Origin of the sequence: Streptomyces sp. cg40, from assembly GCF_050320165.1 — a bacterium.
Classification (GTDB): domain Bacteria; phylum Actinomycetota; class Actinomycetes; order Streptomycetales; family Streptomycetaceae; genus Streptomyces; species Streptomyces hokutonensis.
In genome coordinates, this window is the sequence record NZ_CP190128.1 from 8,108,215 (window position 1) to 8,120,139 (window position 11,925).

Annotated in this window: 12 protein-coding genes; 6 read left to right on the forward strand and 6 right to left on the reverse strand. The window is 71.8% G+C overall.

From position 1 onward, the window contains the following. Positions 1-23: 23 nt before the first annotated feature. The 5 genes from ACQHII_RS36565 (at position 24) to ACQHII_RS36585 (ending at position 4,635) form a co-directional block, all read left to right on the forward strand. Positions 24-875, forward strand: coding sequence for a transporter substrate-binding domain-containing protein (locus ACQHII_RS36565; protein ID WP_427923278.1), 852 nt, complete (start codon positions 24-26; stop codon positions 873-875). Next, positions 872-1,699, forward strand: a complete 828-nt coding sequence (locus ACQHII_RS36570; RefSeq protein ID WP_427923279.1) for an amino acid ABC transporter permease — start codon at positions 872-874, stop codon at positions 1,697-1,699. The genes ACQHII_RS36565 and ACQHII_RS36570 overlap by 4 nt, the downstream gene beginning before the upstream one ends. Then, positions 1,696-2,502, forward strand: coding sequence for an amino acid ABC transporter ATP-binding protein (locus tag ACQHII_RS36575; RefSeq protein ID WP_427923280.1), 807 nt, complete (start codon positions 1,696-1,698; stop codon positions 2,500-2,502). The genes ACQHII_RS36570 and ACQHII_RS36575 overlap by 4 nt, the downstream gene beginning before the upstream one ends. Before the next feature lie 34 nt (positions 2,503-2,536). Further along, on the forward strand, positions 2,537-3,628 hold the full coding sequence (locus ACQHII_RS36580; RefSeq protein WP_427923281.1) for an amidohydrolase family protein: 1,092 nt from the start codon (positions 2,537-2,539) through the stop codon (positions 3,626-3,628). A 131-nt stretch (positions 3,629-3,759) separates the two neighbouring features. After that, positions 3,760-4,635, forward strand: coding sequence for an SCO1860 family LAETG-anchored protein (locus tag ACQHII_RS36585; protein ID WP_427923282.1), 876 nt, complete (start codon positions 3,760-3,762; stop codon positions 4,633-4,635). A 77-nt stretch (positions 4,636-4,712) separates the two neighbouring features. Here the strand turns inward: ACQHII_RS36585 and cobC are convergent, their stop codons facing one another. Genes cobC through cobM form a run of 6 tightly spaced genes read right to left on the reverse strand, consistent with a single transcriptional unit; the run spans position 4,713 to position 11,069 of the window. Then, on the reverse strand, positions 4,713-5,798 hold the full coding sequence (gene cobC, locus ACQHII_RS36590) for an Rv2231c family pyridoxal phosphate-dependent protein CobC (RefSeq protein WP_427923283.1): 1,086 nt from the start codon (positions 5,796-5,798) through the stop codon (positions 4,713-4,715). Then, positions 5,788-6,726: a sirohydrochlorin chelatase gene (locus ACQHII_RS36595; protein ID WP_400974127.1), complete on the reverse strand. Its 939-nt coding sequence runs from the start codon at positions 6,724-6,726 to the stop codon at positions 5,788-5,790. The genes cobC and ACQHII_RS36595 overlap by 11 nt, the downstream gene beginning before the upstream one ends. Beyond that, positions 6,723-7,313, reverse strand: a complete 591-nt coding sequence (locus ACQHII_RS36600) for a precorrin-8X methylmutase (protein ID WP_427925492.1) — start codon at positions 7,311-7,313, stop codon at positions 6,723-6,725. Before ACQHII_RS36600 ends, ACQHII_RS36595 begins: the two co-directional genes overlap by 4 nt. A 5-nt stretch (positions 7,314-7,318) precedes the next feature. Next, the gene (cobJ, locus tag ACQHII_RS36605; RefSeq protein ID WP_427923284.1) at positions 7,319-9,013 is read right to left on the reverse strand and encodes a precorrin-3B C(17)-methyltransferase; all 1,695 of its coding nucleotides are present in this window, start codon (positions 9,011-9,013) and stop codon (positions 7,319-7,321) included. Then, complete coding sequence (gene cbiE, locus ACQHII_RS36610) at positions 9,010-10,248, reverse strand: precorrin-6y C5,15-methyltransferase (decarboxylating) subunit CbiE (RefSeq protein ID WP_427923285.1); 1,239 nt, start codon at positions 10,246-10,248, stop codon at positions 9,010-9,012. The genes cobJ and cbiE overlap by 4 nt, the downstream gene beginning before the upstream one ends. Further along, positions 10,245-11,069 (reverse strand): precorrin-4 C(11)-methyltransferase, encoded by an 825-nt coding sequence (cobM, locus tag ACQHII_RS36615; protein WP_427923286.1) that lies wholly within the window; start codon positions 11,067-11,069, stop codon positions 10,245-10,247. Before cobM ends, cbiE begins: the two co-directional genes overlap by 4 nt. Positions 11,070-11,196: 127 nt before the next feature. On the opposite strand from cobM, the gene ACQHII_RS36620 reads away from it, so the two are divergent. Then, positions 11,197-11,925 (forward strand): ZIP family metal transporter, encoded by a 729-nt coding sequence (locus tag ACQHII_RS36620; RefSeq protein ID WP_427923287.1) that lies wholly within the window; start codon positions 11,197-11,199, stop codon positions 11,923-11,925.

Consider the following 11,925-nt stretch of genomic DNA (forward strand, 5'->3'; position numbering starts at 1 on the left):
CAGTTCCGTCACAGGAGGCCTCCGTGAACACGCTCCTCGGCCGCCGGGCCCGCACCCTGGCCGCCACCACCGCGACGGCCGCACTCGTCCTCGTGGCCGGCTGCACGTCGAGCGACAGCGGCGGCAGCGGTTCGAAGACCGCCGCCGGTGGCGTCGAACTCGTCAAGGCGGGTCAGCTCACGACCTGCACCCACCTGCCCTACCCGCCCTTCCAGTCCGAGATCGACGGCAAGGTGCAGGGCTTCGACGTCTCCCTCATCGACCTGGTCGCCAAGGACCTCGGCGTGAAGCAGCAGATCCTGGACACCCCGTTCGAGAACTTCAAGACCGGCGCCTTCCTCAACGCCGGCGAGTGCGACCTGGCCGCCGCCGGCATGACCATCACCGCCGAGCGCAAGAAGAACGTCGACTTCTCCGACCCGTACTTCGACGCCACCCAGGCCGTCCTCGTCGACAAGAAGAGCGGGATCACCTCCCTCGCCGACGTGAAGGCCAAGGGCAAGAAGTTCGGCGCGCAGGCGCAGACCACCGGCGAGGACTACGCGAAGAGCAAGGGCTTCGACCCCGTCTCCTTCGAGTCCTCCGACGCCGTTCTCAACGGCCTGCGCACCGGCCAGGTCCAGGCCGTCATCATCGACTACCCGGTCGTCCAGGGCTGGCTCAAGACCAAGGCCAACGCCGACGCCTTCCAGGTCGTCGACAACCTCAACACCGGTGAGCAGTACGGCTTCACGGTCAAGAAGGGCAACACCGAGCTCCTCGCCGCCATCAACAGGGCGATCAAGGACGCGAAGGCCGACGGGACGTACAAGAAGCTGTACGAGAAGTGGATCGGCCCGTACGACGCCTCGGCCGCCTCGCCCTCCGCCTCATGACCGACCTGCAACTCCAGTCGCGCGCAAAAGGTCTGACGCGTCGTCAACGGCGCAGGCTGTCCAGGGGAGTTCAGTACACCGTGTTCCTCGGCGCGGTGATCGCCTTCGCGGTCACCGCCGACTGGGGGCGCCTGAAGAACCAGTTCGCGCAGTGGAGCATCGCCAAGCAGATGTTCCCCGACGTCATCACGCTGGCGCTGAAGAACACCGTGCTCTACACCCTGTCCGGCTTCGTCTTCGGACTCGTGCTGGGAATGGTCGTCGCGCTGATGCGGCTGTCGTCCGTCGGCCCGTACCGCTGGCTCGCCGGGATCTACATCGAGATCTTCCGGGGGCTGCCCGCCCTGCTGATCTTCATCTTCGTCGGCGTCGCCGTACCCCTGGCCTTCCCGGGCACGGAGATCGTCGGCGGCACGTACGGCAAGGTCGCCCTCGCGCTCGGCCTGGTGTCGGCCGCGTACATGGCGGAGACGATCCGGGCCGGCATCCAGGCGGTGCCCAAAGGGCAGTTGGAGGCGGCCCGTTCGCTCGGCTTCTCGCAGGCGCGGGCCATGGTGTCGATCGTCGTCCCGCAGGCCTTCCGGATCATCCTGCCGCCCCTCACCAACGAACTCGTCCTCCTCTTCAAGGACTCCTCCCTGGTCCTGTTCCTGGGCGTCACCCTGGAGGAGCGTGAACTGTCCAAATACGGCAGGGACTTGGCGAGTACGACGGCCAACTCCACGCCCATCCTGGTGGCGGGCCTGTGCTATCTCCTCGTCACGATCCCGCTGAGCTTCGTGGTGCGCCGCATGGAGACGAAGACCGGGGAGGCCGTGCGATGACCGCTCCGTCAGGGAATCGCGAGAATCCCGGGAATCCCGAGATCGAAGTGCGCGGCCTGCACAAGTCGTTCGGCACGAACGAGGTGCTGCGGGGTATCGACCTGGAGATCGGGCAGGGCGAGGTGGTGTGCGTCATCGGCCCGTCCGGCTCCGGCAAGTCGACGCTGCTGCGCTGCGTGAACCTGCTCGAAGAACCCACGAAGGGGCGGGTGTTCGTCGGCGGCACCGAGGTCACCGACCCGGACGTGGACATCGATGCCGTGCGTCGTCGTATCGGCATGGTCTTCCAGCAGTTCAACCTCTTCCCGCACCTGACCGTCACCGAGAACCTCACCCTGCCCCAACGCCGGGTCCTGCGCCGGGACAAGGGGGCGGCGGAGAAGGTTGCAGCCGAGAACCTGCGGCGCGTCGGCCTCTCCGAGAAGGCCGCGGCGTATCCCGCGTCCCTCTCCGGCGGGCAGCAGCAACGCGTCGCCATCGCACGGGCGTTGGCGATGGACCCCGAGGTGATGCTCTTCGACGAACCGACCTCCGCACTCGACCCGGAACTGGTGGGCGACGTACTGGCGGTCATGCGGATGCTCGCGAACGAGGGCATGACCATGATGGTGGTGACTCACGAGATGACGTTCGCGCGGGAGGTGGCCGACCGGGTGGTGTTCATGGACGGCGGGGTGATCATTGAGGACGGTACGCCGGAGCGGGTCATCGCCAACCCCGCACACGAGCGCACCCGCCACTTCCTGTCACGCCTGCTGGATCCGGCGATGGCCGAAGTGCAGGACGAGGACAGCGCCCCTTGAGGGGACCGGCCCGCGACGAACTATCGTGCGTCCCATGAGCGATCAACCGGTGCTGCACGTAAAGGGCCGGGTCCTGGTGGGCCCCGAGGACATCCGCGACGAACTCTGGGTCATCGACGGCCGCATCTCCTACGACCGTCCCGTCGCCGCCGACGACATCCGCACGGTCGACGGCTGGACCCTCCCCGGCCTGGTCGACGCCCACTGCCACGTGGGCCTGGGCCCCCACGGCCCCGTGGACGCGGCCACCGCCGAAACGCAGGCCCGCACCGACCGCGACGCCGGCACCCTTCTCCTGCGTGACGCCGGTTCGCCGTCCGACACCCGCTGGATCGACGACCGCGAGGACCTCCCGAAGATCATCCGGGCCGGCCGGCACATCGCCCGCACCCGCCGCTACATCCGCGACTTCGCCCACGAGATCGAACCGGACGAACTCGTCGCCTACGTCGGCCAGGAAGCCCAACGCGGCGACGGCTGGGTCAAGTTGGTCGGCGACTGGATCGACCGCGACCTCGGCGACCTGTCGGCCTGCTGGCCGCGAGAAGCGGTCGAGGCGGCGATCGCCGAGGCCCACCGGCTCGGTGCGCGCGTCACCGCGCACTGCTTCGCGGAGGACGCGTTGCGCGACCTGGTCGAGGCGGGCATCGACTGCATCGAGCACGCGACCGGCCTCACCGAGGACCTCATCCCGCTCTTCGCCTCGCGGTGCGTGGCGATCGTCCCGACCCTCGTGAACATCGCGACCTTCCCGAAGCTCGCCGAGGGCGGCGAGAGCAGGTACCCGAGCTGGTCGGCCCACATGCTCCGGCTGTACGAGCGGCGCTACGACACCGTGCGCGCCGCCTACGACGCCGGCGTCCCGGTGTACGTCGGGACCGACGCGGGCGGGTCCCTGGCCCACGGCCTGGTCGCCGCCGAGGTCGCCGAACTCGTCACCGCCGGCATCCCCGCCGTGGAGGCGCTGTCCGCCACCGCGTGGGGTGCGCGGCGGTGGCTCGGGCGGCCCGGGCTCGAAGAGGGCGCGTCGGCGGACTTCGTCGTGTACGAGGCGGACCCGCGCGCCGATGTGCGCGTCCTGGCGTCGCCGCGACGGGTGGTGCTGAACGGGCTGGTGGTCGAATAGTCGCCAGCCGATTCGAATGCGTTCACGGAAAACCCACGATGGGGTGAAGTGACGCAGGATCGCTGACGGTTCACCCTTCGTGGGTAATTCTTACCGGGTCCCAAGCATGTCTCTTCTGGGGGTCCCACACCTTGAACGGCACCAACTTCCGCATGCCCGCACGCCGTTGGGCCACCGTCGCCACGGCCACCGTCCTCGCCGCCGGGCCCGCGACGCTGGCCGGCGCGGGGTCCGCCCACGCGAGAACCGACCAGGGGCGCGCGAGCGCCGTCGTACTCCGTACCGGGCTCGATGTGTCCCTGCTCAACAAGACGGTGGACGTCCCGCTCTCCGTCTCCCTCAACGAGGTCCAGGCGCCGGGGAACGCCGAAAAGACCGCGCTCTCCGCCCAGTTGGACGGGGTGAACGGCGGGCAGCCCTTCAGTGTGCTCAGTGCGGATGTCGCCACGGCGAAGGCGACGGTGTCCGCGACGAAGGCCGAGGGGTACACCGACCTCGCCCATGTCCGGCTCCATGTGCCCGGGTTGCCGTTGCTCTCGCTCGTCGAGGTCGACGCGGTCACGTCCAGGGCGACGTGCGAGGCGGGGAAGGCGCCGGTCGCCGCGTCGCATCTGCCGGGTTCCGTGACGGTGCTCGGCAAGCGGGTCACGGTGACCGCCGGCGGTCCTACGGAGGTTCAGGTGCCGGGGGTCGGGTCGGTGCGGCTCGACCTGTCCAAGACCTCGACCACGTCCCGTACGGCGGCTGCGACCGCGCTCCAACTCAAGTTGTCCGTCAACCCGTTGAAGCTGAACGTGGCGGATGTGGAGGGGACGGTGACGTTGGCGGGCGCGACGTGCGAGTCACCCTCCGTCGCCACCGACGTGCAGCCGCAGGGCGCTCCGGAGGGCGCGAAGTTGGCCGAGACCGGGGGTGGATCCATGACGCCGTACGTCGCGGGCGGGGCGGTGTCGTTGTTGGCGTTGGGCGGGGGAACGGTGATCATGGCGCGCCGTCGTCGTGGCTGAGCCAAATACCTTTCCTACCCACCCGCCCACCCGCCTGTCTCGGTTGGTCGAGAAGTTGCCGACAAAAGCTCATTCCCTCACCGGCCGACCAGCGTCACCGCCTGGTCCAACGCCTGCAAGAAGTGGTTGACCGTCGCCCTGTCGCGTACCGCCAGCCGCAGCCACTCCCGGTCCAACCCCGGAAACGTGTCCCCGCGGCGGACCGCGAAGCCCAGGTCGCGCAGGTGGCGGCGGACGGCGAGCGCGTTGGGGACGCGGACGAGGACGAAGGGGCCCTCGGCGGGTTCCGTGACCCGGAGGCCGTCGGGGGCGAATTCGGTGAGGCCGGCGACGAGGTGGGCGCGGTCGGCGGCGATGCGGTGGGCCGCGTGGGCGGCCTCCGCGAGGGCCGGTGCCTCCATGCATGCCTCCGCCGCGGCGAGCGCGGGCGTGGACACCGGCCACAGCGGCTGGGCCCGCTCAAGCTCCGAGATCGTCTCGGGGGCGGCCAGGACATAGCCGATCCGCAGTCCGGCCAGACCCCACGTCTTCGTCAGGCTGCGCAGCACCACCAGGCCGGGGATGTCGGTCCGGCCCGCGAGCGCCTCGCGCTCGCCCGGCACCGCGTCCATGAACGCCTCGTCCACCACCAACGTCCGCCCCGGACGGGCGAGTCGGGCGATCGAGGCCGCGGGGTGGAGGATCGACGTGGGGTTGGTCGGGTTGCCGATCAGCACCAGGTCCGCACCCTCGGGGACGGCCCCCGGGGTCAGCCGGAAACCGTCCGTCTCCCGCAGCAGCACCCGCTCCACCGCGTGCCCCGCGCCCCGTAGCGCCGCCTCCGGCTCCGTGAACTGCGGGTGCACGACCACCGGCTGACGGACCTTCAGCGCACGCGCGATCAGCACGAACGCCTCGGCGGCACCCGCCGTCAGCAGCACGTGGTCCACCGGCAGCCCGTGCCGTGCCGCGACCGCCGCCCGCGCCGCCCGCCCGTCGGGGTAGGCGGCGAGACCGGTCAGCGAACCGGCTATTCGCTCGCGCAGCCACGCGGGGGGCGTGTCCGCGCGGACGTTCACCGCCAGGTCGGTCAACCGGGCGCCGTCGTCCCGGACTTCGGCGTCTCCGTGATGACGGAGGTCATGGGTGTCGCGCGCGGGGTCGTGGGCTCTGTCAGTGTGCATGGGCGTGCCCACCGTGATGGTGATGCCCGTGGTGGTGGCCGTCGTGGTCGTGGCCGTCGTCGTCCGGGTGGAAGTGCGGCTGCTGCGGCTGCCCCACCTTGTCCTCGAAGCCGGGCAGCGCGATGCGGTACACGCACGAGTCGCAGTTCATCCGCAGATCACCCTTGACCGCCTCCCGGTACCGTTCCATCACCAGGTCGAGCAACTCCGGCTCCGGGCCGATGACTTCGGCCGACCGTACCTCGGTCTCCGGGTGCGCCGCCGCCCAGCCCTCCGTCTGCTGCCGCACCCGGTCCGGCAGGATGCCCGTGAACAGGAAGTACGGCAGCACGACGATCCGTCGCGCGCCCAGCTTCACACACCGGTCAAGCCCGCTCGGCACGTCCGGTGCCGCCAGCGACACGAACGCCGGTTCCACGCCCGCGTAGCCGCGCCCCTCCCACAGCAGCCGCGCCGCCTTGTGCACCTCGGCGTTGGCGTCCGGGTCCGTCGACCCGCGTCCCACGAGGAGCACGGTCACATCGGCCCGGTCCTCGGGCGTCCGCACCGACTCGCCGAGCGCCTCGTCGAGCCGCCGCTCCAGCACCTTCAGCAGCGACGGGTGCGGGCCCAGCGGACGGCCGTACGTGTAGGAGATCCCCGCGTGCCGCTCCTTCTCCCGGGCCAGCGCCGCCGGGATGTCCCCCTTGGCGTGCCCGGCGGACACCAGCATCAGCGGTACGGCCGCGAACCGGCGCACCCCGCGCTCCACCAGCTCGGTCACCGCGTCGCCCAGCGGCGGCGGCGACAGCTCGATGAACCCGCCCGCGACGGGCAGTTCGGGGTGACGGCGGCCCAACTCCCGTACGAAGGACCGGAACGCCTCGGCTCCGGCCTCGTCCCGGGTGCCGTGTCCGGCGATGAGCAGGGCGGGCGGCGGGGTGGTCACGATTTCTCCTCGATAGGTGAAGCAGGGTGGTACAGCAGGGCGTTGAGGGCGGCTGCGGCGACCGCCGAACCGCCCTTCTCGGACACGTTGCTCACGGCGGGCAGCCCGCTCTCGCGCAACGCGGCCTTGGACTCGACCGCGCCGACGAAACCGACGGGCAGCCCGATGACGAGCGCGGGGGAGGCGTCCAGGGTCAGCAACTCCTCCAGCGCGGTGGGCGCGTTGCCGATCACCCACAGGGCGCCGGGCCCGACCTCCTCGTGGGCGAGCCGGATCGCGTGCGCCGAACGCGTCAGCCCGGGACCGGACCTGGCGTCCTTCAGCCGGCACACGGTCGGGTGCAGGGTGATGCCGGCCGCGACCATCGCCACGTCCACGACCACCGGCGCCCCCGCGTGCAGCGCGCCGTGCGCCTTCGCCAACTCGTCCTCGTCCAGGACGAGATCGGACGCGTACGCGAGATCGGCGGCCGAGTGGACGACGCGTTCCACGACCGCACGGGTCAGCGGCGGGAGGTGCGAGGTGTCCAGGCGGGCGCGCATCCGCCGGTACGACTCCACCTCGATCGGATGAACCACCCGGTCCACGGGGATCATTCGGCCACCTCCTGCCAGCGGTACCCGCGCGGTGTCACCATGCGTCCGGCGATGTCCCGGGTGGCCGTGTTGCCCACGGTCACCACAGTCATCATGTCGACCGTCGCCGGATCCAGCGCCGCCAGTGTCGTCAGTCGGCCGGATTCGTCCGGTCGCGAGGCGTTCCGTACGACACCGACCGGCGTGCCCGGCTCCCGGTGCTCGGCGAGGATCGCGAGCGCCTTCGGGAGCTGCCAGTCACGGCCCCGGCTGCGGGGGTTGTAGAACGTCACCACGATGTCCGCCTCGGCCGCCGCCCGCACCCGCCGCTCGATGATCTCCCACGGCGTGTGCAGATCGGAGAGGCTGATGGAGACGTGGTCGTGGCCGAGCGGCGCCCCGAGGATCGCGGCGGCGGCCAACGCGGCGGTCACGCCCGGGACTCCGACCACGTCGATGTCGTCCGAGGCCTCCGCCAGCGCGGGCGAGGCCATCGCGTACACCCCGGCGTCCCCGCTGCCGATCAGCGCGACCGCGTGCCCCTTGCGCGCCTCGGCGACGGCGGTACGGGCCCGCTCCTCCTCGGCGCCGAGCCCCGACTCCAGGACCAGCGTCCCGGGCCGCAGCAGATCGCGGATCTGGTCGACGTACTGGTCGAGCCCCACCAGCACGGCCGCGCGCCGGAGTTCGGCCTTGGCGCGCGGGGTGAGCAGGTCCCGGGCGCCGGGTCCGAGCCCGACCACGGCGAGCCGGCCGCGCGCGAGCCGCCGTACGACGGCGCAGGTCGCCATCGCGGGCCGCCCGTCGGCGCGTTCCGACTTTCGCTTGGGGACGAGGAGTTCGCCCCCCAGCGCGAGAGCCGCGGCCTCCGCCACCGACGGTGTGCCGACGGCGGAGAGGGGTGCCTCGGAGGGGTTGGGCACCTCCACGGCCGCCAACTCCTCGGCGGAGTAGGTCACGAGAGGCACACCGAGTCGCTGCGCCGCCCCGACGATGCCGGGCTCGTCCGACTTGGCGTCCACGGTGGCGAGTTCGGCGAGGGACTTCAACGAGAGCCCCGCGTCACGCACCGCGCCCTCGATCAGCCCCACCACCTCGTCCACCGGCGCCCCCTTGGACGCGCCGACCCCGACGACGAGCGACGGCGGCCGGAGTACGACCTCCCGTTCGGCGGGCGCGGCGAGGGCGCGATCGGTGACCCTGATGACGTAGGAGCCGTTGGCGGACACCTTCAGGGGCGGCAGCGGCCACGCCAACTCGGCGTCCAGGGAGACCGGTTCGCCATCGAGGAGTGCTCGCGAGACGCCCGCGACATCGCCCTCCACCGGGAACCCGAGGGTGTCGAGGCCGGGTACCCCGACCGCGTCCGTGGCCGTGGTGACGACGGGCTGCGCGGCCAGCAACTCGCCCACCTCCACGGCGAGTTCATTGGCCCCGCCGCCGTGCCCGCCGACCAGCGAGACCGCGAAGCGTCCGCCCTCGTCGACGCACACGACACCCGGGTCGGTCCGCTTGTCGGCCAACAGCGGGGCGAGCAGCCGTACCACGGCTCCCGTGGCGAGGAAACAGACGAGCTGCTCGCACTCCGCGAACGCGGTCCGGACGGCGTCCCCGACGGGGCCCTCGTAGACGCGCGTACGGTCCGGCCACGCGGCGGCCAGCCGGTCGCGCGCCGTCGCTCCCGCCGCGGTGGCGGAGATGAGGCCGATCACTGAGCAACTCCTTCAACAGATGCCGGAGGCCGGACGCCCCACAGCAGAAAGACGGGATTGGTGGCCGCCAGCCGGGTCACGTCCCCGGGCAGGGGCGCGAGCCGGGACGACTGCAACAGCACGCCGTCGACCGCGAACCCGGCGCCGCCGAGCGCCTCGCGCACCGCCGGTACCCGGTCCAGCGCGGCCATCGCGACGACCACGGTCCGCCGGGCCCGCCGCGCGCACGCGGTGACGATGGCGGGCAGTTCGCGCCCGCCGCCGCCGACGAACACGGCGTCGGGGTCGTCGAGGTCGGACAGCACGGTCGGCGCCGCCCCGTGCACGGTGTGGACGTCGACGCCGTGCGCCCCGGCGTTGGCGCGGATCCGCTCGACACCGTCCCGGGTCTTCTCGACCGCGGTGACGGCGGCTCCGAGCCGCGCGCACTCCACGGCCACGGAACCGGAGCCCGAGCCGATGTCCCAGACCAGTTCACCGAGCCGCGGCCCGAGCCGGGCCAGTGCCAGCGCCCGTACCTCGAACTTGGTGATCATCGAGTCCCGGTGCTCGAACTCCCGCTCGTCCAGCGCCCATTGGGCCGGTCCGACGGTGGCTCCGGCGACCGTTCGCGCGGCGCCGAGGCTCCGCGACTCGTCGAGACACAGGACCACGCTCACCGCCGTACCCCAGTCGCGGGCGGCGGCCTCGGCGGGTGTGACCCGCTCCACCCGCTCGTCCCCGGAGCCCAGCGCGGACGCGACGACGAGGACGCGGCCGGTGGTGCGGTGGGTGAGGGCGGCGCCCAGTTCGGCGGGGCCGGCGCCCGGGCCGGTGAGCACGGCGACCTTGGGATGCGCGCGGCACGTGTTGACCGCCGTACGGAGATCGCGGCCGTGCGCGCTGACCACGACCGCGTCGTCCCAGGTCAGGCCGGTGCGTGCGAAGGCGGTGGCGACGGAGGAGACACCGGGGCGGACGTCGAGGGCGTCGGCGCCGAAGCGTTCCGCCAGCGACCGGACGATCCCGAAGAACCCGGGGTCGCCCGAGGCCAGCACGACGACCGGCTCGCTCTTCTCGACGTACGCCTCGATGGTGTCGAGGGCGGGCGCGAGCGGGCCGAGGACGATCCGCTCGGCGCCGTCCGGGACCGTGGCGGAGGCCAGATGGCGCCGGCCGCCGACGACGAGCCGGGCACCGGACAGGACCTCGTCCGGAACCCGTGCTCCCGTCCCCGTACCGACGACCGTGATCATGTGCTCGCACCCCGCGAGCGCAGGGCGCGGCGGGCCTCCGGGTCGGCCTTGCGGTAGCCGTGGAAATGACCCGGGTGGTAGAGGTGCGAGCGGGTGCCGTGGGCGTCGAGGGCCGGGCCGACCAGGAAGAGGGTGTGCTTCCAGAGCTTGTGCTCCTTGACGGTCTCCTCCAGCGTGGCGATCGTGCACTTCACGATCAGTTCCTCGGGCCAGGTCGCCTGGTAGGCGACGACGACGGGCGTGTCCGTCGGATAGCCGCCCTCCAGCAGCTCCCGCACCAACTGCCCGCTGCGGGCGGCCGACAGGAAGATCGCCATCGTCGTGCCGTGGCGCGCGAACTCCCGTACCTCCTCGCCGGGCGGCATCGGCGTCTTGCCGCCGCCGAGCCGGGTGAGGACGACGGACTGCGCGACCTCGGGGATCGTCAGCTCGCGCTGCGCGAGGGCGGCCACGGCGGAGAACGCGGAGACACCGGGCACGATCTCGGTCTCGATGCCGATCGCACGGCACCGGTCGAGCTGCTCCTGAGTACCGCCCCAGAGGGCCGGGTCGCCTGAGTGGATACGGGCGACGCGCAGCCCTTCGGCCACGGCCCGCTCGTACACGGCGACGACGTCCTCCAACGACATCGTCGCCGAGTCCAGGATCTCGGCGCCCTCGCGCGCGTGGTCGAGGACCTCGGCCTGGACCAGGCTGGCCGCCCAGATCACGACATCGGCCTCGGCGATGGCGCGCGCGGCACGGAACGTCAGCAGATCGGCGGCGCCGGGGCCGGCACCGACGAAGGTCACCTTGCCGACGGTGGCATCGGTATCGGCCATGGGGTCGGATCCTTTCAAGCGGGACAAACGGACAAGCGGGATAAACGGAACGGGAACGTCAGTGCATGTGGGGCTGGAGTGGCCCAGGATGTGCGCGAACAGGGGTTGATCGGATAGCAAGGGGCCTATGGCGGTCTTCGTCGCGCTCGGCGCGTTCCTGATGACGCTGGCCGGCGGCTGGACGGCACAGCGCGTGACCGACCGCCGCCATCTCGTCCTGGGCCTGGCCGGCGGCCTGATGCTGGGCGTCGTGGGCCTCGATCTGCTGCCGGAGGCGCTGCGTGCGGCGGGCCGCGAGGTCTTCGGCGTACCGGCCGCCCTGCTGCTCTTCGTGGCCGGCTTCCTCGTGGCCCATCTGGTCGAACGCACACTCGCCGCCCGCCAGGCCTCCCACGGCGCGGAAGAGAACAACGGCCGCGCGCCCGAGGTGGGCCTCACGGCCGCCGCCGCGATGGTCGGCCACAGCTTCATGGACGGGGTCGCGATCGGCGCCGCGTTCCAGGTGGGCGGTGGCATGGGCACGGCGGTCGCGCTCGCGGTCATCGCCCACGACTTCGCGGACGGCTTCAACACGTACACGATCACGAGCCTGTACGGCAACGCCCGCCGCAAGGCGATCGCGATGCTGGTCGCGGACGCGGCGGCCCCGGTGGCGGGCGCCGCCTCGACGGCGTTCCTGAGCATCCCCCAGGGGCTGCTCGGCGGCTATCTGGGCTTCTTCGGAGGCGTGCTCCTCTACCTCGCCGCAGCCGAGATCCTCCCCGAGGCCCACCACGAACACCCCGCGCCCGCGACCCTGTTGTGCACGGTCGCGGGGGCGGCGTTCATCTGGCTGGTGGTCGGCCTGGCGGCCTGA

Excerpts from the sequence above, each read along its gene's own strand:
- ACQHII_RS36570 (WP_427923279.1), top strand. The coding sequence starts at position 872 with ATGACCGACCTGCAACTCCAGTCGCGCGCAAAAGGTCTGACGCGTCGT.
- cobM (WP_427923286.1), bottom strand. The coding sequence starts at position 11,069 with ATGGCCGATACCGATGCCACCGTCGGCAAGGTGACCTTCGTCGGTGCC.
- cbiE (WP_427923285.1), bottom strand. The coding sequence starts at position 10,248 with ATGATCACGGTCGTCGGTACGGGGACGGGAGCACGGGTTCCGGACGAG.
- cobC (WP_427923283.1), bottom strand. The coding sequence starts at position 5,798 with ATGCACACTGACAGAGCCCACGACCCCGCGCGCGACACCCATGACCTC.
- ACQHII_RS36580 (WP_427923281.1), top strand. The coding sequence starts at position 2,537 with ATGAGCGATCAACCGGTGCTGCACGTAAAGGGCCGGGTCCTGGTGGGC.
- ACQHII_RS36620 (WP_427923287.1), top strand. The coding sequence starts at position 11,197 with ATGGCGGTCTTCGTCGCGCTCGGCGCGTTCCTGATGACGCTGGCCGGC.
- ACQHII_RS36575 (WP_427923280.1), top strand. The coding sequence starts at position 1,696 with ATGACCGCTCCGTCAGGGAATCGCGAGAATCCCGGGAATCCCGAGATC.